27 protein-coding genes, 1 tRNA gene and 1 pseudogene are annotated in these 23,599 nt (G+C 63.9%); 14 read left to right on the top strand and 15 right to left on the bottom strand.

Translation table 11 applies throughout. From position 1 onward, the window contains the following. The first annotated feature begins 7 nt into the window (after positions 1–7). From erpA to G570_RS13520, 3 genes are all read left to right on the top strand, one after another. Positions 8–331: an iron-sulfur cluster insertion protein ErpA gene (gene erpA, locus G570_RS00205; RefSeq protein ID WP_037503183.1), complete on the top strand. Its 324-nt coding sequence runs from the start codon at positions 8–10 to the stop codon at positions 329–331. Further along, the gene (gene xth / locus G570_RS00200) at positions 331–1,110 is read left to right on the top strand and encodes an exodeoxyribonuclease III (RefSeq protein ID WP_037497854.1); all 780 of its coding nucleotides are present in this window, start codon (positions 331–333) and stop codon (positions 1,108–1,110) included. Before erpA ends, xth begins: the two co-directional genes overlap by 1 nt. 63 nt (positions 1,111–1,173) lie before the next feature. Next, the gene (locus G570_RS13520; protein ID WP_156930259.1) at positions 1,174–1,590 is read left to right on the top strand and encodes a hypothetical protein; all 417 of its coding nucleotides are present in this window, start codon (positions 1,174–1,176) and stop codon (positions 1,588–1,590) included. 38 nt (positions 1,591–1,628) lie between these two features. On the opposite strand, the gene G570_RS00195 is transcribed toward G570_RS13520, so the two are convergent. Beyond that, positions 1,629–2,768: a GNAT family N-acetyltransferase gene (locus tag G570_RS00195; RefSeq protein ID WP_037497852.1), complete on the bottom strand. Its 1,140-nt coding sequence runs from the start codon at positions 2,766–2,768 to the stop codon at positions 1,629–1,631. Positions 2,769–2,928: 160 nt separating this feature from the next. Between G570_RS00195 and G570_RS00190 the strand changes: the two genes are divergently transcribed. Next, complete coding sequence (locus G570_RS00190; RefSeq protein WP_425423540.1) at positions 2,929–4,017, top strand: fatty acid desaturase family protein; 1,089 nt, start codon at positions 2,929–2,931, stop codon at positions 4,015–4,017. 51 nt (positions 4,018–4,068) lie between these two features. On the opposite strand, the gene lptG is transcribed toward G570_RS00190, so the two are convergent. Both lptG and G570_RS00180 read right to left on the bottom strand, forming a co-directional pair. Continuing rightward, positions 4,069–5,166, bottom strand: a complete 1,098-nt coding sequence (lptG, locus tag G570_RS00185) for an LPS export ABC transporter permease LptG (protein ID WP_037497850.1) — start codon at positions 5,164–5,166, stop codon at positions 4,069–4,071. Further along, positions 5,163–6,371 carry an LptF/LptG family permease gene (locus tag G570_RS00180; RefSeq protein WP_037497848.1) on the bottom strand — a complete coding sequence of 403 codons (1,209 nt, stop codon included), beginning with the start codon at positions 6,369–6,371 and terminating at the stop codon, positions 5,163–5,165. The genes lptG and G570_RS00180 overlap by 4 nt, the downstream gene beginning before the upstream one ends. Positions 6,372–6,494: 123 nt before the next feature. Between G570_RS00180 and G570_RS00175 the strand changes: the two genes are divergently transcribed. Genes G570_RS00175 through G570_RS00165 form a run of 3 tightly spaced genes read left to right on the top strand, consistent with a single transcriptional unit; the run spans position 6,495 to position 8,831 of the window. Continuing rightward, complete coding sequence (locus G570_RS00175; RefSeq protein WP_037497846.1) at positions 6,495–6,983, top strand: DUF2141 domain-containing protein; 489 nt, start codon at positions 6,495–6,497, stop codon at positions 6,981–6,983. Further along, entirely contained in the window at positions 6,983–7,957 is a 975-nt protein-coding gene (locus G570_RS00170) for a diacylglycerol/lipid kinase family protein (protein ID WP_037503178.1), read from the top strand. The genes G570_RS00175 and G570_RS00170 overlap by 1 nt, the downstream gene beginning before the upstream one ends. Before the next feature lie 10 nt (positions 7,958–7,967). Next, positions 7,968–8,831, top strand: coding sequence for a hypothetical protein (locus tag G570_RS00165; RefSeq protein WP_037497844.1), 864 nt, complete (start codon positions 7,968–7,970; stop codon positions 8,829–8,831). Here the strand turns inward: G570_RS00165 and G570_RS00160 are convergent. The 6 genes from G570_RS00160 to G570_RS00135 all read right to left on the bottom strand — a co-directional run bounded on the left by G570_RS00160 (position 8,788) and on the right by G570_RS00135 (position 14,924). Further along, positions 8,788–10,779: an ATP-binding protein gene (locus G570_RS00160; protein WP_037497842.1), complete on the bottom strand. Its 1,992-nt coding sequence runs from the start codon at positions 10,777–10,779 to the stop codon at positions 8,788–8,790. The genes G570_RS00165 and G570_RS00160 overlap by 44 nt on opposite strands. A gap of 46 nt (positions 10,780–10,825) precedes the next feature. After that, entirely contained in the window at positions 10,826–12,028 is a 1,203-nt protein-coding gene (gene spt, locus G570_RS00155) for a serine palmitoyltransferase (RefSeq protein WP_037497840.1), read from the bottom strand. Between the two features lies 1 nt (position 12,029). Then, positions 12,030–12,275 (bottom strand): acyl carrier protein, encoded by a 246-nt coding sequence (locus G570_RS00150; protein ID WP_037503175.1) that lies wholly within the window; start codon positions 12,273–12,275, stop codon positions 12,030–12,032. Between the two features lie 61 nt (positions 12,276–12,336). Continuing rightward, a complete protein-coding gene (locus G570_RS00145) occupies positions 12,337–13,197 on the bottom strand; it encodes an NAD-dependent epimerase/dehydratase family protein (RefSeq protein ID WP_342665242.1) in 861 nt (286 codons plus the stop codon). A gap of 41 nt (positions 13,198–13,238) precedes the next feature. After that, positions 13,239–14,285 carry a GTPase ObgE gene (gene obgE, locus G570_RS00140; RefSeq protein WP_037497829.1) on the bottom strand — a complete coding sequence of 349 codons (1,047 nt, stop codon included), beginning with the start codon at positions 14,283–14,285 and terminating at the stop codon, positions 13,239–13,241. Between the two features lie 48 nt (positions 14,286–14,333). Beyond that, the gene (locus G570_RS00135) at positions 14,334–14,924 is read right to left on the bottom strand and encodes a TetR/AcrR family transcriptional regulator (RefSeq protein WP_245600227.1); all 591 of its coding nucleotides are present in this window, start codon (positions 14,922–14,924) and stop codon (positions 14,334–14,336) included. 61 nt (positions 14,925–14,985) lie between these two features. Here G570_RS00135 and G570_RS00130 point away from each other — a divergent pair, with 61 nt between their 5' ends. Beyond that, positions 14,986–15,864, top strand: a complete 879-nt coding sequence (locus G570_RS00130) for a metal-dependent hydrolase (protein WP_051503881.1) — start codon at positions 14,986–14,988, stop codon at positions 15,862–15,864. Here the strand turns inward: G570_RS00130 and G570_RS00125 are convergent. From G570_RS00125 to G570_RS00105, 5 genes are all read right to left on the bottom strand, one after another. Continuing rightward, positions 15,861–16,412, bottom strand: a complete 552-nt coding sequence (locus G570_RS00125; protein WP_342665211.1) for a GNAT family N-acetyltransferase — start codon at positions 16,410–16,412, stop codon at positions 15,861–15,863. The genes G570_RS00130 and G570_RS00125 overlap by 4 nt on opposite strands. Positions 16,413–16,620: 208 nt before the next feature. Then, positions 16,621–16,893: a 50S ribosomal protein L27 gene (gene rpmA / locus G570_RS00120; RefSeq protein WP_037497825.1), complete on the bottom strand. Its 273-nt coding sequence runs from the start codon at positions 16,891–16,893 to the stop codon at positions 16,621–16,623. 10 nt (positions 16,894–16,903) lie between these two features. After that, positions 16,904–17,380, bottom strand: a complete 477-nt coding sequence (gene rplU, locus G570_RS00115) for a 50S ribosomal protein L21 (RefSeq protein ID WP_037497823.1) — start codon at positions 17,378–17,380, stop codon at positions 16,904–16,906. A gap of 140 nt (positions 17,381–17,520) precedes the next feature. Further along, the gene (gene hspQ / locus G570_RS00110) at positions 17,521–17,844 is read right to left on the bottom strand and encodes a heat shock protein HspQ (protein ID WP_051504459.1); all 324 of its coding nucleotides are present in this window, start codon (positions 17,842–17,844) and stop codon (positions 17,521–17,523) included. Positions 17,845–17,944: 100 nt separating this feature from the next. Continuing rightward, positions 17,945–18,625 carry an SDR family NAD(P)-dependent oxidoreductase gene (locus G570_RS00105; protein ID WP_037497821.1) on the bottom strand — a complete coding sequence of 227 codons (681 nt, stop codon included), beginning with the start codon at positions 18,623–18,625 and terminating at the stop codon, positions 17,945–17,947. 122 nt (positions 18,626–18,747) lie between these two features. Here G570_RS00105 and G570_RS00100 point away from each other — a divergent pair. The 6 genes and pseudogenes from G570_RS00100 to G570_RS00080 all read left to right on the top strand — a co-directional run bounded on the left by G570_RS00100 (position 18,748) and on the right by G570_RS00080 (position 22,547). Next, positions 18,748–18,837, top strand: a tRNA-Ser gene (locus G570_RS00100). Between the two features lie 152 nt (positions 18,838–18,989). After that, positions 18,990–20,096 carry an RHS repeat-associated core domain-containing protein gene (locus tag G570_RS00095; RefSeq protein ID WP_037497818.1) on the top strand — a complete coding sequence of 369 codons (1,107 nt, stop codon included), beginning with the start codon at positions 18,990–18,992 and terminating at the stop codon, positions 20,094–20,096. Between the two features lie 11 nt (positions 20,097–20,107). Next, a complete protein-coding gene (locus G570_RS13515) occupies positions 20,108–20,527 on the top strand; it encodes a hypothetical protein (protein ID WP_156930258.1) in 420 nt (139 codons plus the stop codon). 129 nt (positions 20,528–20,656) lie between these two features. Further along, a pseudogene (locus G570_RS00090) lies at positions 20,657–20,953 on the top strand (IS6 family transposase); the annotation flags it as partial. Between the two features lie 100 nt (positions 20,954–21,053). Continuing rightward, entirely contained in the window at positions 21,054–21,770 is a 717-nt protein-coding gene (locus G570_RS00085) for an IS6 family transposase (protein ID WP_037497816.1), read from the top strand. 207 nt (positions 21,771–21,977) lie between these two features. Beyond that, positions 21,978–22,547, top strand: a complete 570-nt coding sequence (locus tag G570_RS00080; protein WP_037497814.1) for a DUF5681 domain-containing protein — start codon at positions 21,978–21,980, stop codon at positions 22,545–22,547. 181 nt (positions 22,548–22,728) lie between these two features. Here G570_RS00080 and G570_RS00075 read toward each other — a convergent pair whose 3' ends face one another. Then, positions 22,729–23,028: a hypothetical protein gene (locus G570_RS00075; protein ID WP_037497811.1), complete on the bottom strand. Its 300-nt coding sequence runs from the start codon at positions 23,026–23,028 to the stop codon at positions 22,729–22,731. Between the last annotated feature and the right edge of the window lie 571 nt (positions 23,029–23,599).

Here is a 23,599-nt window from a genome sequence, read left to right as displayed (position 1 = left end):
CGCCTTCGTGACCACGATTTCCCTGACCAGCAACGCCGCAAAGCGCGTCGCCTTCATCGCCGACAAGCAAGGCAAGCCGGCCATCCTGCGCCTGTCCGTCGACGGCGGTGGGTGCGCGGGCTTTTCCTACAAGTTCGGGTTGGGCGAGGTCGAAGCCGACGATGCGGTCGCGGAGACCGACGGCGTCAAGCTGGTGGTCGATCCGGTCAGCCTCGACCTGCTCGACGGCAGCCAGGTCGATTATGTCGAGGATCTTGGCGGCGCGGCGTTCAAGGTGACCAACCCGAATGCCGCCAGCGGCTGCGGTTGCGGCAGCAGCTTTTCCATCTGATGGTCAAGCTCGTCACCTTCAACATCAACGGCATCCGCGCGCGCATGCCGCGGCTCATCGAATATCTTGAGCGCGAACAGCCCGACATCGCCTGCCTGCAGGAACTGAAGGCCGACGACGACGCCTTCCCGATCAAGGATATCGAAGCGGCGGGCTATCATGCCGTGTGGCATGGGCAGAAGGGCTTCAACGGCGTCGCGATCCTGAGCAAGGGCGAGGCGCCGACGCTGCGCCGGGTGGGCCTGCCGGGCGATCCGGACGATACGCACAGCCGCTATATCGAGGCGGAGGCGCATGGGCTGGTGGTGGCGTCGATCTACCTGCCCAACGGCAATCCGGTCGGGACCGAGAAGTTCGATTACAAACTGCGCTGGATGGAACGGCTGCGCGAGCATGCCGCCGAGCTATTGGCGGCGGAGCGGCCGACGGTGCTGGCGGGCGATTACAATGTCATCCCCGAAGACCGCGACACCTTCAGCCGCCGCGCGATGGCCGACGACGCGCTGTTCCAGCCGGAAAGCCAGGCCGCCTTCCGCCGCATCGTCAACTTGGGGTACACCGACGCGCTACGGGCGCTGCGGCCCAACGAAGAGAAATTGTGGACCTTCTGGGACTATCAGGCCGGTGCCTGGCAGCGCGACGCGGGCTTCCGCATCGACCATTTGCTGTGCTCGCCGCAAGCCGCCGACCGGCTGCGCGGTGCGGAAGTGCATAAATGGGCGCGGGCAGAGGAGAAGGCGTCGGATCACGCGCCTGTTTGCATCGAATTGGCGGACTAGACCAACATCGCTGAACGTCCGCTAGGGGTGGAATGCGATAATTAGACATGTAACATTGGTGGAATGTTCACGCTTCTCGCCTTGTTGGCCGCCGCACCGTCCGCTCCGCCGACGGAGCCATTAGCTGGCCAGCTTCGCGCTGCGATTTGGTATGACCTTCAGGTCAATGCCATGATTGGGAATGGCAACTGGGTCGGCTCCCTTTGGTATAACGCAGGACGTGAAGATCCGAACGCAGCAGACCTCCACATCCGTGACTTGGAGTGCCAGAGTAGTAGCGACGGCTATCGATGCTCGTTCACCTTGTTTCGCGATGGCGGTGTGACGACATTATTAGGTGAACATGCGCCCGATAGGCTGACTTGCGGTGCAACATTTGTTCCGGCGAAGGACGGAGACGGTTGGGCAATTAAACATATACCGCCGCGCCGAGTGGGTCACAGCCAAACTACCATGTCGTGCAAGGAAAAGACGGCGTGACCTAATGTCCGCAATGGGTCGTTTGCGGACATCTGCCGTCAGAGTGCTTTTTCGTAAATCCGATACGTATGATTGGCATGCGCCCCCGGTAGCTGGGCGATCGACATCATGCCCTGGTTGTCTTCCAGCACCCAGCCGAATTCGCCGAAATAGACGTCGTATTTTTCGACGCAGACGCGGCGGGTGAATTCGATCATCATGAAGGCCAGCTGGCTGGCGAGGCGGCCGCCCTGCATCTTCTTGCGCACGCCCATCAACGGCACGCGGACGCGGCGGGTCGACACCTTGTGCAGGCGCCACAGCAGCTTGGCCCAGCCGAACGGGAACAGGCTGCCGTTCAGATCGGCGATCATCTCGTTCAAGTCGGGGATGGTCAGCATGAAGGCGACCGGCTCGCCATCCACTTCGGCAATCTTGACCAAATCCTCGACGATGATCGGCTTCAGCTTCTTGCCGGCATAGGCGATTTCACTGTCGGTGAGCGGGATATAGCCCCAATTGTCCGACCAGGCGTCGTTGAGGATATCGAGGATGATCGCGGCTTCAGCATCGAACTTCGACTTGTCGACGTCGCGGATGACGATGCGCGGGTTCTTTTCGCCCGCCTTGATCAGCCGGTCGATCATCGGGATCATGTCGATGCGGATGTCGAGTTCGAACGTCAGCAGGTCCTTCACCTTGGCATAGCCGGCGCGCTCCACCCAGCCTTCATAGGCGGCAAGGTGATGGCCCATCATGACGATCGGCGGCTGCGAATGGCCGGTGATGAGCAGGCCCGGCTCGTCCCAGATGCCGATCGAGAAGGGGCCCATGGCGGTGGTCATGCCCTCGCCGCGAAGCCAGTCTTCCGCCTTGGCGATGAGGGCGTGGGCGACCTCTTCATCCAGCGCCTCGAACATGCCCCATTGGCCGATGCCCTGGCCCATATGCTCCTGCACCAGCTGGTCAACCTGCGCGCTGATGCGGCCGACGACCTTGCCGTCGCGCTCCGCGAGAAAATAGGCGGCGTGGCCATGTTCGAACCAAGGGTTCTTGCCCGGGGTGAGCAGGCCGTAGACCTCGTCCTTCAGCGGCGGGATCCAGGCGGGATCGTTCTTGTAGACCTCCCAAGCGAAGTCGACGAAGGCCTTCAGGTCGGCCTTGCTGGCCACTGGACGGACGGTAAGGGCGCTGTTCATGCGCGCTTGGCTATACGCTCAAACGCGCCATGTCACGGCGATGTTGGAGAGGCCGCTTGACGCCGGTCAATCCACCTTCGCTCTGGAATCGCCATGATGGTGCCACTATCTCGCGGCATCCGCGGGCTCGGAAATTGAAAAAGACATGTCTGCCAACACGATGACCCCTGACGCCGTCCAGCCGCTGGACCAGGCCCATGCCGCCTCCGCCAAGCCGCGCGGGGACGATAAGGCGATGCTGCGCGCCGCCGCCAACCTGACGCGCGAGCTCAACCAGCCCAAGGCCGCGATCTACTGGGCCGACATGCTGGCGTCCGCGCTGACCGGCTATGCGATGGTCGCGGTGGCGATCCTTGCCAGCTCGCCATGGGTCGCGCTGGGCGCGGCGGTGATTGCCGTGCTGACGCTGTATCGCGCGGGCCTGTTCATCCATGAAATCACCCATTTGAAGGCGGGCGCGCTGCCGGGCTTCAAGCTTGGCTGGAACCTGCTGGTGGGCGTGCCGCTGATGGCGCCGTCGTTCATGTACGAAGGCATCCACAACATGCATCACGCCAAGACCCGCTACGGCACGGTCGAGGATCCCGAATATCTGCCGCTGGCGCTGATGAAGCCGTGGACCCTGCCGATGTTCGTGGTGATCGCGGTGCTGGGGCCGGTGGCGCTGCTGTTCCGCTTTGCCGTGCTGACGCCGCTGTCGCTGCTCATCCCGAAGCTGCGCGATGTCGTGGTCGGCAAGATGTCGGGCCTGCAGATCAACCCCAAGTTCGTGCGGCGCCGCCCCGAAGGCGAGTTCGCGCGCGAATGGGCGTGGCAGGAAGCCGGCGCGTCGATCTTTGCGATCGGGCTGATTGCGCTGGTGGTTAGCGGTGTCGTGCCTCTACGCGCGGCGGCGATCTACATCGGCATCACGTCGGCGGCGCTGGTGCTGAACCAGATCCGCACGCTGGTCGCGCATCTGTGGGAAAATGACGGCGAGGCGATGACGGTGACCGAGCAATATCTCGACACGGTCAACGTCCCGCCGCCGGGCGTGTGGGCCGAGCTTTGGGCGCCGGTGGGCCTGCGCTACCACGCGCTGCACCACCTGCTGCCGGGCATCCCCTATCATGCGCTGCCGGTCGCGCACCGGCGGCTGATTGCCGAACTGGCGCCGGATTCGGCCTATCATGCGTCGAACCACAAGGCATTGCTGCCGCTGGTCGTCAGGCTGGCGAAGAGTAGCTGGCGCGGCGGGCCGGCCGCCTGATTTTCGCCTTCTGAGAGTAGAAAAAGAACCGTCCCCCGGACGGTCCATTTTCTACTCTTCTTGCCTTATCAGGACGAATTCGCCGATCAGCAGGAACAGGAAGAAGGGCGCCCAAGCTGCAAGTGCCGGCGGGTAGGCGCCGTAATTGCCCAGCGCGATGCTGAAATTGTCGGCGACGAAATAGGCGAAGCCCAGCGCCATGCCGATGCAGGCCCGCAGCAGCACCTGTCCCGATCGCGCCAGTCCGAACGCCGCCGTCGCCGCCAGCAGCGGCATCAGGATCGTCGACAGCGGGCTGCTCAGCTTGTGCCACCAGCCGGTGAGCACTTCGTCGGTCGGGCGGCCCGCCTGTTCGAGGTCGCGGATCGCCTTCCGGAGGTTGAGGAAGCCGCGCTCGCTGGGATCGACATGGGCCAGCGTAAAGCGTTGCGGTTCGATCCCCTGCAGGGCGACCTGCCGATCGGCCTTGCGGACGACGTTGGTCGCGGAATCGTAGCTTTTAACATGCTCAAGCTGCCAGCCGCCCGGCACCTGCACCGCGCGGTCGGCATCGGTGATGGTCGCGATTTCGGCGCCCTGCCGCTGGTAGATGGTGATGCGGCGAAGCTGGGTCGTCGGCCCGCTACCGCCGACCAGCCCGGCGCGGATCAGCTGGTCGCCGTTCCTGACCCAGACGTTCGACAGCACGCCGCTGTCGGGCGGGACCAGCGCATAGTCATTGTCGCTCCACGCGTTGAGCACGCGTGCCGACTTCACCACGACCGTTTCGTTGAACAGGAACAGCAGGCCGGCGACGAGGCCGCTGGCGACGATCATCGGCGCCAGGATCTGGTGCGCCGACAGGCCCGCGGCCTTCATCGATACCACTTCGCTGTTCTGGTTGAGTCCGGTGAAGGCGATCAATGCACCGAGCAGCGCCGAAAAGGGCAGGAAGCGCGAAATCAGCATCGGCACCCGAAGCGTCACATATTTCCACAGCTCGGCTTCGCCATTGCCGGGGACCGCCAGGATCTTGCCCGATTCGCCGAGCAGGTCGAGCATCATCAGCACCAGCACCAGCGCCACCAGCACCGCCAGCATCCGCGTGATGAACAGCTTGCCGCAGTAGAAGGCGAGCTGGCGCGAGGGCATGAAGTCGAGGTTGATCATGCCGCTTCCTCGATCCGCTGGAACCGCCGTTTGGGCAGCAGCTTGCGCAGCGACTTCGACAGCTTGGCGAATGCGGCTTCAAGCGCTCCGATCGGCTGCCCGCCCGGGCGATGGGCGATGACGTGATACATCCAGCCGATCAGCGCGGCGAAGAAGACGAAGGGGATCCACAGCGCGACCTCGGGGATGAGACGGTCCTGCGCGCCGGCGCTTTCGGCATATTGGTTGATCTTGTGGTAGGTCACCACCATCACGATGCCGACGAAGATGCCGAGCGCCGAGCTGCTGCGCTTGGGCGGCACCGCCAGCGCCACCGCCAGCAGCGGCAGCATCGCCATCATCACCACTTCGACCAACCGGAAGAAGAGATTGGCGCGCGCGGCGAGATTGTCGTCATGCGACTTGGCCTCGCCGCCATAGGCGCGGCCGAACACTTCGGGCAGCGTCAACTCGCCGATATCGTCGCCGCGTCCGCGGAAATTGTCGACGTTGGGCAGCTTGATCGGCAGGTCGTAGCTGTCGAACGCCAGCGTGCGCGGCGTCGCAAAATTCTTGCCTTCCTGCACCAGCCGGCCGTGTTTCAGCCGGAAAATGATCGTTTCGGGATCGTCGGTGCCGAGGAACTGTCCTTCCTTGGCGGTTGCGGTGACGCGCGTGCCGCCCTTGTCGTTGAGCGACGTAAAGATGCCCATCAGCCGGGCGCCGCGATCCTCGCTCTGTTCGATCCTCAAGGTCATGCGCTTGCCGAAGTCGTTGAACTCGCCGACCTTGATCGACGCGCCGAGGGCACCCGAGCGGAGGTCGAAACGCAGGCCCTCGTAGCGATAGTGGGAATAGGGCTGCAGCCAGCCGACGATGAACAGGTTGAGGATCATCAGCCCCACCGCGAACATGTAGGGCACCTTCAGCAGCTTGCCGTAGCCGATGCCGATGCCGCGCATCGCATCGAGTTCGGAACTGAGCGCGAGCTTGCGGAAGGCCAGCAACACGCCGAGCATCAGGCCGATCGGGATGCCGAGCGAGAAATATTCGGGGAGCATGTTGGCGAGCATGCGGAACACGACGCTGACCGGGCCGCCGGCATTGATGACGAAATCGAACAGGCGCAGCATCTTGTCGAGCACCAGCAACATGGCGGCAAGGATCAGCGTGCCGACCAGCGGCACGGTGATGTTCCTGGCAAGGTAGCGATCGATCAACGCCACGAATTTGTACCTTTTGGTCCCCGCCGCACCATGATTTGGCCGCAAAGCCGTTCGAGAAGGAACAGGGTGCCGTCGCTGCGCGGCGACACCACTGGTGCCTATAGCGGAACGTTCTGAGAAATCATGTCCTATTCTCGCCTGATCATGATCGCGTCGGCGGTGCTCTGCGCCGGGCCGGCGCATGCGGTCGTGACAGGCGACGCGGCAAGCTGTGCGGCCGGCAAGCCGTCGGTGCTGGTCCATGTCAGCGGCATCAAGCAGGGCAGCGGCCGGCTGAAGCTGTCGATCTATGGCGCCGATCGCGATCGCTGGCTGGCGAAGCAGGGACGGATCGCCAAGCTCAAGGTGCCGGTGACGGGAACCGCGATGGACGTGTGCGTCGCGGTACCGGCGGCGGGACGCTATGCCGTCGCGGTCCATCATGACTTCAACCTCGACGGGAAGCGCGACGGCGCGGACGGCGGCGGCTATTCGCGCAACCCCAAGGTTACGCTGTTCGATCCCAAGCCCGATTTCGAGCAGGCGGCCTTCGCCGTCGGCAAGGGACCCGCGCGGGTCCAGGTGACGATGCTGTACCTTCACGGGTTGAAGGTCGCGCCATGGGTCAGCTGATGTCGCGCCCTCGTATCGCCCTGCTCAGCAACCCCAAATCCACGGGCAATATCGCCCAGCTTCCGCGCATCCGCGCCTTTTGCGCCGAGCATCCCGACATCTTCCATTACGAAGTCGAAGCTGCGGACCAGATCGGCGCCGCGCTGAAGACCATCGCCCGGATCAATCCGACGGTCCTGGCGATCAACGGCGGCGACGGCACCGTCCAGGCAGCGCTCACCGAAATCCACAACGGCGGCTATTTCGGCGACCATGCACCGCCGGTCGCCGTGCTGCCGAGCGGCAAGACCAACCTCATCGCGCTGGACCTTGGCGCGAAGGGCGACCCGGTGGTCGCGCTCGAAAAGCTGCTCGAGATCGCCAAGTCGGACGTGTCGCCGCACCTCGTCGCGCGCGAGCTCATCTCGCTGTCGGGCGGGGAAGCGGGGATCAAGCCGGTGATCGGCATGTTCATGGGCGGCGCGGGTCTTGCCGACGTCATGCTCTACTGCCGCGAACGGGTGTATCCGCTCGGCCTGCCCAACGGCATCAGCCATGTCATCACCGCGATCGCGGTGCTGCTGCAACAGTTGTTCGGCCTCAAGGCCAGCTTCCTGCCGCCCGAACCGGCGCCGCTCAGCGTCCAGGTCCGCAAGGGCGGAAAGATCACCGCGCGCTTCGCCTTCCTGTTCGTGACGACGCTCGACAAGCTGCTGCTGTCGAGCGAATTCGGGTCGCACGGCAAGGGGCCGCTGAAATTTGTCGCGGTCGAGCAGAAGCCCTTCTCCTTGATCCGTGCCTTCTTCGCCAGCCTCGTCGGCCGCCTTGGCCGGACCAAGCTAGACGGGGTTCATGTCGAGGAAGCCGATGAAATCGCGATCGAGGGCGACGCGAGCCAGGTCATCCTCGACGGCGAAACCTTCCGCGCCGGGGTCGGCAAGCCGCTGCTGCTGCGGCCGGCCCAGCCGCTGTCGTTCGTACGCATCGCCGCCTGAGCCCGTCATCATGGCCGACACGATCCGCGACCTCGTCGAAGAGGAGCTGACGCAGCCGGTCGACCCGCGCGTGGCGGCCATGGCCGCCGACATCGCCGCCGAATATGGCGCGGCATCGCGCGCCGTCCTGTTCTACGGCAGCTGCCTGCGCGAGAGCCAGCTCGACGGGCTGATGCTCGATTTCTACCTGATCGTCAGCGACTATCGCGCGGCCTATGGCAAGCGCTGGCTGGCAGGCGCCAATTCGCTGATCCCGCCTAACGTCTTCCCGTTCCAGCATGACGGGCTGATGGCCAAATATGCGGTGTTGAGCGAGGCAGACTTCCACCGCCTCAATGGGCCCGAGACGCGCAACGTTTCGGTATGGGCGCGCTTCGCCCAGCCGTCGCGGCTGGTGTGGTCGAGCGGGCGGGACGCCGCCGACCGGGCCGTTACCGCCGTGTCGCGCGCCGCCCCGACGCTGCTGGCGGCGGCGGGACGGATCGAGGGCGAAGCGCCTTTGGACTGGTGGCGCCGTGCCTTCGCGCTGACCTATTCGGTAGAGCTACGGGCCGAGCGCAAGGGCCGCGCCGGGTCCGTGGTCGATGCCGATGCGCAGCGCTACCAGCGCTTTTCAGAGCCCGCGATCGCTGCGATCGAACCGGGTGCGATGGCGGGCGGCTGGGGCCGCAGGCGGATCGAAGGAAAGCTGTTGAGCGTCGCCAGGCTGGCCAAGGCGAGCGCAACCTATGCCGGCGGCGCCGAATATATCGCGTGGAAGATCAATCGCCATGCCGGCACCGACATCCAGCTGAGCGAATGGCAAAAGCGCCACCCGCTGCTGACCGCGATCAGCCTGCTGCCGCAGCTCCTGAAATCGGGGGCGATCCGCTAGGGCGGCCGGTCAGCGCATTGGCGACGGCGGTGGCCAGCGTGCCGACGGTGAAGGGTTTGCGCAGCAGGTCGTAGCCCTTGAGGTCATCGCCCTCGCCGTCGCCGACATAGCCGGTGACGAACAGAACGCCGACGTCAGGGCGGCGGGCCTTGACGATGCGGATCATCTCCGGGCCGGTCATTTCGGGCATGATGACGTCCGAGATGACGAGGTCGAATTCCATGCTGTCGAACAAAGCCAGTGCCTCGGCCCCGCTCGAGCAGGCGATCGGCTCGTAACCCAAATCCTCCAGCGCGCCGATGGTCGCGGTGCGCACGCGCGGATCGTCCTCGACCAGCAGGATGCGGGCACCCTGGACCGTGATGTCGTCCTCCGGCCGCTGGCTGGTCTGCAGCTGGCGGACATTGCTGGCCGGGGCGATGGCGCTGGTACGCGGCAGCAGCAGCGTCACGGTGGTACCCTTGCCGACCGCGCTTTCGATCCCGACTTCGCCGCCCGACTGGTGCGCGAAGCCGAAGATCTGCGACAGGCCAAGGCCGGTGCCCTTGCCGACTTCCTTGGTGGTGAAAAAGGGTTCGAACGCGCGTTCCATCACCTGCGGGCTCATGCCGCAGCCGGTGTCGACGACGTCGATCGCCAGATAATCGCCGGCCTGGATGTCGCCGACCGCATTGGCGGGAAGCGTGACGTTGCGGGTGCGAATGGTCAGCGTGCCCTGCCCATCCATCGCGTCGCGGGCGTTGACGGCCAAGTTGAGGATCGCGTTTTCGAGCTGGTGCGCGTCGACGAACACCGGCCAGGCTTCATCGACCAAATCGGTGCGGATGGTGATGCGTTCGCCCAGCGTCCGGTCCAGCAGGTCGCGCATCCCTTCAAGCAGCCGGTCGCTTTCCACCCGTTCGGGCATCAGCGGCTCGGACCGGGCGAAGCTGAGCAGGCGGCGGGTCAGCGCGGCGGCGCGGGTCGCGCCTTCCATCGCATTGGTGAGGTGCGCCATGACTTCGCGGCGCGGGCCGTTGAGGCGGCGGCGGGCCAAATCGATGCCGCCGACGACGACCGCCAGCATGTTGTTGAAGTCGTGCGCGATGCCGCCGGTCAGCTGGCCGACGGCCTCCATCTTCTGCACCTGGCGCAGCTGGGCCTCGGCCGCCTGGCGCTCGACCGCTTCGGCCTTCAGCGCTTCGTTGGCGAGGCGCAGTTCCTTGGTCCGCTCGGCGACCGCGGCCTGCAGCGCGGCGGCGCGTTCTGTTTCGCTTTCGGCGACCTTCTTGGCAGCGGCGTTCTGGCGCAGCGCCTGGAAAGCAACCAGGCCCATGAAAATGGCAATGACGCCGACGGTCATGCCCAGCCAGCTGAGGTAATCGGTCAGCCGGTCCGCCTCGGCCGAGAAAAGCTGCGTTTGTTGCATTTTCGACGCGAGCGAAGAGCGCTCGGCATCGGCGATTTCCGCGAGCTTGGCGCGGACGTCCTTGCCGAGGTCGGCCTGGGTGGAAATATAGTACCACTGGCGCAGGCCATAATCCTTCTGCCGGCCGTTCACGAAGCGGGCGACCTGCGCAAATTGTTCGCCGCGGCGGTCGATCAGGACCTTCAGCTCATCGACACGGCGGCTTTGTTCGGGATCCTGGGCGAGGAGGCGGTCGAGTTCGGCCACCTGCTGCCCCGCAAGTCGCCAGGAGGCGTAATAGCGACTGCCGCTGCCAGCGACATCCTCGTCGAGGGCGAACTGGCCGACCGCCGCTTCGGCGCGGGCGATGCTGCCGTCGAGGGTGCGGGTGAGGAGCGTGACGTCATAGGCATGACGCTCGGTTTCGAGCGCTTCGTCGCGGGCGTTGCTGGTCAACGCCACCAGCACGACCATGCCAAGCAGGACCAGCGTGGCGACGAGCGCCACCGCCGCCGCGCCGCCGCGGCGCCAATCGAGCCGCTGTTCTTCCCCCGCCGTCATGCTGCCGTTGTAATCCCCCGATTCGGCAAGCGGAACCCTTAAAAACTCAGTCGATGCAGCCGGTGGCTCGCCCTGCCGCCGCGAACATGCCGATGATCTGGTCGACCTGTTCGCTGCTATGTTCCGCACACAGCGAGCAGCGCAGCAGGGTCATGCCCGCTGGCGTCGCCGGGGGGCGGGCGAGATTGACGTAGAGCCCTTCGTGGAGAAGCGCTTCCCACATCGCCGCGCCGCGTTCGAGGTCGGGCATGATCACCGCGAGGATCGCCGACTGCGGCTCGTCGGTACCGAGCGTGAAGCCGAGCGCTTTCAAACCAGCGTGGAGCTTCTTCGAATTCTCCCACAGGTGGGCGCGCTTGTTCGACCCGTGCACCAGCTTCCTGATCGAGGTCGCAGCGGTGGCGACGACGCTCGGCGGAAGCGACGCGGTGAAGACATAGGGACGGCACACCAGCCGCATGATTTCGAACTTGGGGTGGTTCGACACGCAGAAGCCGCCGACCGTGCCGACCGACTTGGAGAAAGTCCCGATGATGAAGTCGACCTGGTCGATCACACCCTGCGCTTCGGCGACGCCGCGGCCATGTTCGCCGATGAAGCCCATCGAATGGGCTTCGTCGACCAGCACCATCGCGCCATATTTCTTGGCCAGCGGCACCATCTTGTCGAGCGGGGCGATGTCGCCGAGCATCGAATAGACGCCTTCGAGCACGACCAGCTTGCCTGCGCCTTCGGGCAGGCGCTGCAACCGCTTTTCGAGGGCTTCGATGTCATTGTGGCGGAAGGGCACGATGTTGGCGTTGCCCATCGCGCAGCCGTCATAGATCGACGCATGGCTGTCGATGTCGAGGATGATGTAATCCTCTTTGCCGGCGATGGTCGAAATGATGCCGAGATTGGCCTGGTAGCCGGTCGAGAACACCATGGCATGATCCATGGCGTAAAAGTCCTTGAGCGCCTGTTCGCACGCCTTGTGCCCGGCATAGGTGCCGTTGAGGACGCGGCTGCCGGTGGTGCCCGAGCCATAGTCGTCAAGCGCCTGCTTGCCCGCGGCGATGACGTCCGGATCGAACGTCATGCCCATATAATTATAGGTGCCGAGCAGGATCGTCTCGCGCCCGTTGCAGATCGCGACGGTCGGCGACACGACGCGTTCCATGACGAGATTGAACGGGTCGGTGACCCCGGTCGACAGCAGCGTTTCGCGCTGGTCGATCAGCGGCTGGAACTTGTCGAACAGGTCGCCCATCTTACGCGCCCTTGAGTTGCATCACGGCATCGACCAGCTGGCCGACATTTTCGATTTCCGCCTGCTGGTTCATGGTGATGAGGATGTCGAATTCGTCTTCGATGTTGGCGACGAAGTCGAGCACGGTCAGGCTGTCCCATTCAAGGTCCTGCGCGAAGCGGGTCGCATCGCTGACCTCGACGCCCTTCTTGTTGAACGGCTCGATGAGTTCCTTGATCTTTGCGTCGGTGCTTGCTCGGTCGGTCATGTTGTTCGCCTTATGGTGTCCATGGGCCTTTCGCAACGAAATCGGGCGCAAGAAAGGCGGGTTAGAGCCAATCGTGGTCGCGATACCAGCGCGCGGTATCGGCGAGGCCCTGGGCGGTAACGACCTGAGGCCGCCACAGGTCCGCGGGCGCGGCGCGGGCCGGGTCGACCGACCAGTCGGGATGGCAGAAGTAGGCGACGCGATCGGGGGTCAGCTTGGCGTTGCCGCGCCTGGCGAGGCGGTCTCCCCAGGCGCCGACCTTCAGCATCCATCGTGGCATATGAAGGACGCGGACTTTGCGGCCAAGCGCGGCGCCAAGCGCGGCGCCGAAATCGGCATGGCGCCAGCCGCCGGGGCGGCCGTCATCGGGTTCGATCGTCAGGCCCTTGGGCGCATCCGGCCGGGCCAGCGCGAGGAGCAGGCGGGCGAGGTCGTCGACATGGATATAGGAAGCACGACCGGCCGGCGGCATCATCAGCACGCCGCCGCTCGCCATCTTGAATAGCTCCAGCGTTTCCTTGTCGCCCGGGCCATAGACGGCGGGCGGGCGGACGATGGCCCAGTCGAGGCCCGACCCTTCGACCAGCTCCTCCGAGCGCGCCTTGGACGCGCCGTAGTGCGAGAGCGACGGTTCTCGCGCGGCGAGCGAGCTGACATGAACGAAGCGGTGCACTCCGCTGGCGGTCGCGGCAGCGAGCATGGCGAGCGTGCCGGTGACGTTGCCCGCCTCGAACCCAGCCGCGTCGGGCGCGTTGATCACGCCCGCGACGTGGATGACGGCGTCGGCGCCGTCGCACAGCTTGCGCAGTGCCTCGGTGCTGTCGAGCGCGCCTTCGATCCAGGTGACGCCATCGCGCTCGGCTTGCGGGCGACGGGTGAGGGCGCGGACGTGATGTCCCGATGCGACGGCCGCATCGAGCAGTCGCTGCCCGACAAAGCCCGTCGCGCCGGTGACCGCGATGGTCAGAGCGGCGACCAGGGCTTTTCGTCCTCGTCGATATGATCGGGCTCGCTGTGATCGCGGGACTGGAGCTTGTCCATCAGCGCGTCGAGCACCGGTTCGATGCCGATCTCGCCCGCCGCGCTGATCGCCAGGACCGGCAGGCCGCTGGCGTCTTCCAGTTCCTTCGACAGCGCGGCGACCAGCTCGTCGTCCATCGTGTCGATCTTGTTAAGCGCCAGCACGACCGGCTTGTCGGCGAGGCCCGCGCCATAAGCGTCGAGTTCGCCGCGAACGATGTCGTAGCTGGTCGCCACATCCTCGTCATTGGCGTCGACGAGGTGGAGCAGCACCTGGCAGCGTTCGATATGACCGAGGAAGCGGTCGCCGATGCCGGCACCTTCCGCCGCGCCTTCGATCAGGCCGGGAATGTCGGCGACGACGAATTCGCGGCCGCGATGGCTGACGACTCCCAGCTGGGGCCGTAGCGTGGTGAAGGCGTAAGCGCCGACCTTGGCCTTGGCGTTGCTGACGGCGTTGATGAAGGTCGATTTGCCCGCGTTGGGCAGCCCGACAAGCCCGACGTCGGCGAGCAGTTTCAGCCGCAGCCAGACATACATTTCCTCGCCCGGCCAGCCCGGGCCGTGCTTGCGCGGGGCGCGGTTGGTCGAACTTTTGAAGCTGGCGTTGCCCTTGCCGCCGTCGCCGCCCTTCAGAAAGACGATGCGCTGGCCGACTTCGGTGAGGTCGGCGAGGAGGGTGCGGTCCTCGTCGTCGGCGAGGATCTGCGTGCCGACCGGGACCTTGATGACAAGGTCCTTGCCGCCCGCCCCGGTCATGTTGCTGCCCGACCCGCCCTTGCCGCGCGGGGCGCGGAAATGCTGGGTGTAGCGAAAGTCGATGAGCGTGTTGAGGCCGGGGACGGCCTCGAAAATGATGTCCGCGCCCTTGCCGCCGTCGCCGCCGTCGGGCCCGCCATATTCGATATATTTTTCACGGCGGAAACTCACCGCGCCGGGGCCGCCGGCACCCGAACGGATGAAAATCTTGGCCTGATCCAGAAAATGCATGTGGCGGCCCTTAGCGACAAATGTGGCAAAAGGGCAGCGCTGGCGTGATCAGGCCTGACCGACCACCTTTTTGCCGGCCAGCACCGCCAGCACCTGTTCGGTCGCCATGTCGCGCGCGGCGGAGCGTGGGAGGCCGCAGGCTTCGGCAACTTCGACCCCGGCCAGGCTGTCGCCGATCGCGAACAGGACGAGGCCGAGCGTCGCCTGGTCGAGCGGGCGCGCGTCGTCGGGCGAGCGGATATCGCGGATCACCTCGGCGATGGCGTCCATGATGGGGGCCAGCGATTCGCGCTGGCGGGTCAGGACGACCCAGGCAATGAGCTCGCCAACCCGCTGCTCGATAAAGGCGTCGAACATGCCTTCGACGACGTCGCGCATGCGCTTTTCGCCGCGGCGCATCTGACCGATCGAGCTGGTGATCTGGGTCGCGACTTCATGCGCGATCTGGTCGGCCAGCGCGCGGTGAAGGTCGGCGACCGACCCGAAATGGTGGAGCAGATTGGCGTGGGTGCGCCCGATTCGACCGGCCACCGCCTTCAGCGTGATCGCCTGCACCCCTTCCTCGCGCAGCAGGTCGCGCGCGGCGGAAAGCGCCTGAGCGCGGCTTTCCTGCGGTGAAAGGCGTTTACGGACTGGCAATGTTATTGACATAATTGTCAGTTATCACGATGTTGGCTCGACCAGCCTTTGGAGGTGTCCCGTGTCCGTTGCAAGCGTTACCCCTGCCGACCTGACCATCGTCCCGCGCGATCGCCGTTTCGGCCGTGACGAGCAGACGCCGCGCTGGTGGCATGGCGGCGACCCGGTTGCGACGGCGCTTTATAACGCCCTGTCGTCGATCTTCCCGGTGGGCGAGGCCTTTTTCATCGACAGCGTGCGCGCGTTCCGGGACGGGGTCGACGAGCGGCTGGCCGAGGACATTCGGAACTTCACCACGCAGGAAGTGGTGCACAGCCGCGAGCATCTGGCCTTCAACCGCCGCGCCACCGACGCCGGCTACGACCTCAGCGCGATCGAGCAGAAGGTGAAGGATCGCCTGGCGCTGACCAAGAAGAAGCCGAAGATCGTCAGCCTGGCCGCGACCATGTGCCTGGAACATTTCACCGCCATCCTGGCGCATGAATTGCTGGCCGATCCGCGCCATCTCGCGGGAGCGGACGAGGCCACCGCCGACCTGTGGCGCTGGCACGCGACCGAAGAGATCGAGCACAAGGGCGTCGCCTATGACACCTGGATGCATGCGACCAAGGACTGGACCCGCTGGAAGCGCTGGTCGGTGAAGGCGCGCGTGATGCTGCTGATCACGCGCAACTTCGTAATCGACCGCACCGCCGGTGCACTCGACCTGCTGCGCCAGGACGGCATCACCGGCCCGAAGGCGGTCGCGCGGCTGTTGTGGTTCATGTGGGTGAAGCCGGGCATGATGCGCAAGATCGGCGGGGCGTGGCTGAGTTTCTTCCTGCCGGGTTTCCACCCGTGGAACGACGACGATCGCCACCTGATCGCCGCCTATGATGCGGGTGTGCAGGACGCGCCGGATACCTCTCGCCAGGTCCGGCGCGCCCAGAAGGCCGCTTAAGCCGCCAGCGGCTGCGGGTCGCAGCAGTCGCGGTTGGTGAGCGACAGGCGGTAGATCCGCGTCATCGCTTCCTCGGCGCGCGCGCAGCTACGGCGCGGGGCCATCATGCCGGTCGCGATGAAGCCGAGCTTTTCGAGCACGCGGCCCGACGCCGGATTGTCGACGAAGTGCGACGCTTCGAGGCGCGGCAGCTTGAGCGTGCAGGCGATTTCGACCAGCGCGCGGCCGGCTTCGGTCGCGAAACCCTGGTTCCAGAAGGGGCGGGCGATCCAATAGCCGAGTTCGACGGCGCCCGACGGGCGGCGCGACAGGCCGCAGGCGCCGATCAGGCGCGGCGCGGCGTCGGTGCGTTCGGTGATCAGGAAGCTGGGCATCGCCGGGTCGCGCGGGGTGGCGAGGAAGGCTTCGGCATCCTGCAGCGCGTAGGGCCAGGGCGCCGTCGCCAGGTTGCGGACGATCTGTTCGTCGGCGATGGCGCGGGCCAGCTGGTGGGCGTCTTCGCCCCAGCCGGGTCTCAACAGCAAGCGTTCGGTGCGAGCGAACATCATGTACGTCCTTCTCCTTCGGGGCGGCCGGTAGGAGCCCCATGTTTCAGTTTCGGGAGAAGATTTTGACGCCTCGACTTTCGCTTCGTCCGCCCGGGACAAAAGAAAAGGGAGGAGAGGGGGCTTCCCTCTTCTCCCTTTTCGAGACCTTTTTCGAGTCTCGATCTGGGCTGCCCCCTCCCGGGAGCGGCCCTTTATCGACCGATCCCGCTTATTCCGCCGCCTCCGGCATAATCGCGTCTACGTGCACGTATTTGCGACCAAGCTTGCCGTCGCGGAAACAGACGCGACCGTCCGTAAGCGCAAAAAGGGTATGATCCTTGCCCAGGCCGACGTTCGTCCCCGGGTACCAGCGCGTGCCGCGCTGACGCACGATGATGTTTCCGCCGCGAACGACTTCGCCGCCGAACTTTTTCACGCCAAGGCGCTTCGATTCCGAATCGCGGCCGTTACGCGACGAGCCGCCAGCTTTCTTATGTGCCATTTTCTAGCTCTTACTTCTTCTTGGCGGCGACCTTCGGAGCCGCCTTCTTCGCCGCGGCCTTAGCAGGTGCAGCATCCTTTGTCGACTTTTCCGCCTTGGGCGCGGCTTCCTTCTTCGGAGCCGCTTCCTTCGCAGGCGCAGCGTCAGCCTTTTCAGCCTTGGCCGGAGCGGCCTTCTTCTCGGCCTTCTTGCCGCCGATGCTCACGATCTCGAGGATCGTGTGCTGTTGGCGGTGACCCGCCTTGCGGCGATAGTTGTGGCGGCGACGCTTCTTGAAGACGGTGACCTTTTCGCCCTTCGCCTGGGCGACGATCTTGGCGCCGACGATCAGGCCCGCGGTCGACTGAAGGCTCGAGCCTTCGCCGGCCAGCAGGATGTCAGTGAGGTCGATGCTGTCGCCGGCTTCACCAGCCAGCTTTTCAACGACGATCTTGTCTCCGGGGGCAACGCGATACTGCTTGCCGCCCGTGCGCACGATAGCGAACATGGGCCTAATCTTCTTTCGTCAGAATCTCTTTTATCCGCGCAAGTGTTAACGCCGCGTGGCGTCTTAGCCTCGCGCGGGAATGAGGTCGCCTATGGGAGGGGGGTGATTCTGTCAACCGCCAGTGGCGGAAAAATGCCGACTTAGTGGCGGTGCTCGCGCTTCAGCGTGTAGCGTTCGCCATCGAAGCCGTCGAACATGGTGCCGATGGCGGGATGGTCGACCGGCTCGCCTTCCTCGTCGAGCACCAGATTCTGCTGGCTGACGTAGGCGACGTAGCTGCTGTCCGAATTTTCGGCGAGCAGGTGGTAGAAGGGCTGGTCCTTGGCCGGGCGCATGTCGGCCGGGATCGCCTCATACCATTCGTCGCTGTTGGCGAATTCAGGATCGACGTCGAAGATCACGCCGCGAAAGTCGAGCAGCCGGTGACGCACCACATCGCCGATCCCGTAGCGGGCCAGCGGCATGGCGAGGGCGGCGCGCGGGGGCAGGGAGGTGACGGACTTGGACACTTCGACGATCTTCATGGGTTCCAATGTAATAGGCTGGCGACAACACGCAAGCGCTTCAAGCCGGGATTCGCTCCCCCTTCCAGTCGAAAACCTGCCCGCTGTCGGCAACGCTCAAACCGTCGATGACGCCCAGCAGCGCTTCGGCGCTGCGCGCCGGCGTGAACAGCTTCCCGGGCGCGACATTGCGCTGGAACGGTTGGCTGAGCGCTGTGTCGACCGTGCCCGGATGCAGGCCGACCAGAATGGCATCGGGCATTGTGCGCGCCAGTTCGATCGACAAGGTCCGGATGACCTGGTTCAGCGCCGCCTTCGACGCGCGATAGCCGACCCAGCCGCCCAACCGGTTGTCTTCGATCGATCCGACCCGCGCCGACAGCGCAGCCATCACCGATCGCCCGTCGCGGCGCAGCAGGGGCAGGAAGTGACGGAAGAGAAGTGCGGGTCCGGTGGCATTGACCCGGAAATAGCGGTCGAGCGTATCGCCGCGGATCGCGCGCAGGCTCTTTTCGGGCTCGACGCCGCCGCCGTGAAGCAGGCCCGTGGCGATCAGGACGAGGTCGAAGGGTCCGTGCGATGCGAGATGGGCGGTCGCCGACGCGATGCCGGCCTCATCGTCAAGGTCGAGCCTCGGTTCGCTGGACCGCGAGAGACGGACGACCGATGTGCCACGCGCCTCCAGCGCGTCGGCCAGCGCGCTGCCGATGCCGCCCGAGGCGCCGATGACGATGGCCTTCATGACCCGCTCAACGCAATTGGGGGCCGCGCGTTGCAGAATCTCTTTGCATCCTCGCGCGGCGCTGCTAGAGGCCGCCCCCGACCTTCCCGGCGCTCCGCCGGACCAGCGTCCTTCACTCTTGCGGAGAGGTGGCTGAGAGGTCGAAAGCACCGCACTCGAAATGCGGCGTGCCGGCAACGGTACCGTGGGTTCGAATCCCACCCTCTCCGCCACGCAGTTCCCGCACTATTCTCCGGCCGGAAGCTGCCCACCCAACCCCCCGCAAACAGGGACGAATTTCGGCCTTTCGGTCATTGCGCCCATCAGTATCTGGAGAATTCAGGGCCAATTTGCCGACCGCGCCCGAGCCCATTCTCTGCAGGCGATGCACTCGGTACCCTTTCCCTGCAAACAGGGAATTTTCGTCAAATTCGGCCCCAAAACAGGGATTACCGATGGTAGCAGTACGTTCGTCTACGACATCGAGAACAGGCTGGTGGGCGCGAGCGGGGCCAAGACCGCAGGGCTCACCTGGGACCCGATGGGCCGGCTGTCGAGAGTGACCGGGCCCACCACCGACACGCGGTTCCTCTACGACGGCGACGAGCTGGTCGCCGAATATGACGCGGCGGGCACGATGGCGCGTCGCTACGTCCACTCCGACAATGCCGACGATCCGATGGTGCAGTATGACGGCGCCGCGATCGGCGCGGCCAACCGCACATACCTGATGACCGACGAGCGAGGCAGCATCGTCGGCATGATCTACGACAATGGCACCAGCCGGGCCATCAACAGCTATGACGAGTACGGCATCCCCGGCGCGTCCAACCAGGGCCGGTTCCAGTACACCGGCCAGGCCTGGCTGCCCGAACTCGGCATGTACCACTACAAGGCCCGCATCTACTCACCGACGCTAGGTCGGTTCCTGCAGACCGATCCGATAGGGTATGAGGATCAAGTCAACCTGTATGCTTACGTCGCAAACGATCCGGTGGATAGGGCCGACCCGACGGGACTTGAGTCAGCTCAGGTCAGTTTGCAAGGATTGGCTGGTATCGAGGCGGATGAGCGAGAACACCCTGGAGACCCCGCTGCGCGTAAGGCTGCTGTGCTTACCACAGGTGCGGTAGTGAGTTGTGTATTTGGTTGCCGCCTTGTCGGTCCTGCATTGAGGGCAATCCGTGATGCCCTCAAACCAGCTACTCCGAAACCTCAACAGCCAGGTTCAAATCCTGCAGGCCAGCGGCCTAGTAAGACCCCGAATGAGGGTGACCCAGGATCGACCTACAAGAATCCGGGAAGCGGGCAAGAGCGGACCTATGGTCCAGATGGGAAGCCCGTCCGGGATGTTGATTTTGACCACGACCACGGTCAAGGAGTTCCGCATGAGCATGGTTGGACTCGCGGCCCCGATGGCAGGCCAATCCGTGACCCTATAGGACGACCTATTGATCCGCCTAAGCCTCCTAGAAAGCCGAATGCCCCCTAAGCAAAATACCTATGAAGGCTGCCATGAAAAAATCTGATGAAATTCCGTCATTGCATGATTTCCTGTTACTGAAGGTAGATATTTCCGAAAGTCCTTCGCTTATTGTTTTTTCTTTCAAGGCGTCTGACGGACGATTTTTTGATCTAAAGTTTTTTGATTGCAAGGTCTTTAGAATTATCGATGTTAAATTCGATAATATTGTTTCAAGACTGGTTATATACAAAGGAGCTGGCTTTGATTCTGATGAATTGCGGTCGGTTATTGAATTTGCAAGCAGTTCAAGTGATTCTGGAAGTTACCTTTGCGAGAATTCGTTTAATCAATATTTGAGCGATATCTCGAAGGGGGTTCTCATGGCTGCTTACATCGAGCCCAGCGATGGTTGCGAGGCTGCGATTGTATGTCGTGATATGACGTTGGAAGCGGCCTAGAACAAAGTGGAATTACGGTGACAGGTGCGTCATCCCCGTAATTGGCGATATTGTTTCGCTGGTGTTGCGAAAGGGCACTGTCAAAGCAAATGTACCGTCTGGTAAGGATCGCTGCGTAGGGCAAGGGGCATGCCTCGTTCCCGCGTTCCTGCCTCGCCGTTTCGCTACTTCAAGACCTCGCCGGAGGTGATCCGCCTGGCGGTGATGATGTATGTGAAATACCCACTGTCCTTAAGGAACGTCGAAGACCTGCTGCACGAACGTGTGATCGACATTGCCCATGAGACCATGCGCTATTGGTGGAACTGGTTCGGCACGATGATCGCCGCGGATATCCGCCGGCAGCGGGCGAGCCATATGCGCGGCTTGCGCCAGTGGCGCTGGCACCTCGACGAGATGGTCGTGAAGATCAACGGCGAGATGCACTAGCTTTGGCGGGCCGTCGATCACGAGGGTGAGATCCTCGAGAGGGCTCTGTCAGAACAAATGCACCAACCGGTAAGAATGGCTGATTAGGAGAGGGGATATGCCCCGTTCCCGCGTTCCTGCTTCACCCTTCCGTTACTTCAAGACCTCGCCCGAGGTGATCCGCCTGGCGGTGATGCTGTACGTCAAATACCCGCTGAGCCTGCGCAACGTCGAGGACCTGCTGGCTGAGCGCGGGATCGACATCAGCTACGAGACCGTGCGCTACTGGTGGAACCGGTTTGGCCCGATGTTCGCCGCGGATATCCGCCGGCAGCGGGCGAGCCATATGCGCGGCTTCCGCCAGTGGCGATGGCACCTCGACGAGATGTACGTGAAGATCAACGGCGAGATACACTACCTATGGCGGGCCGTCGATCACGAGGGTGAGATCCTCGAGAGCTATCTGACCAGGACCCGCGACAAGGCCGCGGCGATGACCTTCATGAAGAAAGCGATGAAACGATACGGGCGGCCGGAAGCGGTAACCACCGATGGCCTGCGTTCCTACAAGGCAGCGATGAGCGAGCTCGGGAATGCCGACAGGCAGGAGGTCGAACGCTGGGCGAACAACCGGGTGGAGAACAGCCACCTCTCGTTCCGACGACGGGAGCGATCGATGCTGCGGTTCCGACGAATGAAGACCTTACAGAAGTTCGCCTCGGTTCATGCCAATGTCCACAACCACTTCAACACCGAACGACACCTCATCGACCGACAGACCTACAAGCATCGCCGCTCGGCCGCCCTGGCCGAGTGGCAGCAGCTCATGAGCTAGGCGCTCGCCTCAAAGGCCGAGCTGCATCCAATCGGAGAATAGTGCGAGTTAGTCTGACAGCACCTGTGCGGATGAAGCTTGCGACCTGGGCGGCACAGGCCGGACTAAGCCGACCAGGGCGACGTACGCTGACCGGCAGGCAAGCCGAGGACATCAAGCGCAACACGCTGGAACCCGAGAAGCTGAAGTGGCCAAGGAGAGCGATCCATGGCTGATCCCGAACAGGAAGATGGTCCGGCGGCGGTCGGCTATCGCAATCCGCCGCGCTCGACCCGGTTCAGGAAAGGCGTGAGTGGCAATGCCAGAGGCAGACCCAAGGCGCGCAGAAAGGAGCTGCCGTACGACCATGTGCTCGGTCAAATGGTGACCATCCGTGAAGACGGTCGGGAGCGACGGATTACGGCGGCAGAGGCGTTCCTTCTCCACCTGACCAAGAAGGGTCTGGAGGGTGATCAGGCGGCGGCACGAGCGTCGCTGGCCGCGCTGGATACGGCAAAGCGCGGCAGGCAGGAAGAGACCGATACGATCACGAAGATTGTCTGGAGGTCGGTCAGCCCCGGCTCGGTGGGTTGCTCGCTCGATGCGCTCGGGATGGCGGTGAAACTGCGCAAATATACGGACAATGCCGAATATCGGCTGAAGGGGTGGCTTGTGGAGGCCGCTCTCAAGCGGTTGGGAGATCGTCAGCTTATGATCCATGAGCAGCGCGAAGTGTGGGCTGCGACGCATAAACCCAACACGGTCGATTGGCCGGAATGGTGGTCGGTACGCGGGTGACGGTCCGCTAAGCGCCCATCGCGGCCGATACGGGCGAGTCTCGCGCAACCCGAAACCGGCCATTCGTTCAGGATCGCTGCGAACGTCGGAAACGTCCCAAAGCGGACCTTAATTGCGCTCATGCAATTATTTCAAACCGGATGAACTTGATCGGCGTGCTCGCCGTCCGAACGGCAGGAGCTTAGGCGCCCTTGACCGAGCACATGCCGTTAGCGCGATTACGTCCGGTCCAGGAGACCGTAGCGCTTCCGTCTGGATTGACGCTGATCGACAGCTTAATTCCCTGCCCAGTGGCTTCGTAGAAATTGTTGTTAATCCGCTTCAATGCTGCTCGCTTGCCGTTGATGAAAACGGGGCCCCCAGCGTCGGCGTGGATTTCCTTACCGCCGGGGCACGTCGCGTTGAGCATTGGCAGTTTCGCCGATCCCGGTGCCGCCGCTAATGCGGCGACGGCTGTGATGAAAAGAAGCTTGCCTGACATGAAATCCTCCGCGCGACGATGGCTGGAAGTTCTATATTGGGATCAATTGTGATTTGAGACCATCGGCAAATCCAGACTGTGATTATGCAAATCGAGACATCGCACGGCGGCCGCGTCAACGGGCTTTCCACCTTCTTTGGCGAGCGATGGTGCATTCGGCGGAGCGATTAGTCGCGGCAGGCACATCGCGAGCAATCTTGTCTGGAGAGCGTACCACTGGCGCAAGTCCCTTCGCCCAAAGCTTGCCATCGGGACTCAACTGATAGCGCCTCCCAAACCCACTGTTCATGCATTGCCGATCGACTTCAGACGAATCGATTTCCACGACGTCAGATGGCACGCGGCCGAGGTAGGAAGATATAAGCGGACGATCGTTTGGTCTGCTCGGGACTGTGACGACCTCGAGTTTGTCGTGCGGATCGCGGATCTGAGGCGGCCGCGGTCTTAGCGGCGGCTGAAAGACGGGCGGCTGGAGAACCGGGGTCCGTACCGGGGGCTGCTGCGGCTGCGGGATCGCCACCGGGCCCTGGTTGGGCAGCGGCGGCTGAACGACGGGCGGCTGGAGAACCGG

Source organism: Sphingomonas jaspsi DSM 18422 (genome assembly GCF_000585415.1).
GTDB classification, from domain to species: domain Bacteria; phylum Pseudomonadota; class Alphaproteobacteria; order Sphingomonadales; family Sphingomonadaceae; genus Sphingomicrobium; species Sphingomicrobium jaspsi.
The sequence above is the reverse complement of the archived record's forward strand: the minus strand, read 5'-3'. Positions and strand labels throughout refer to the sequence as shown.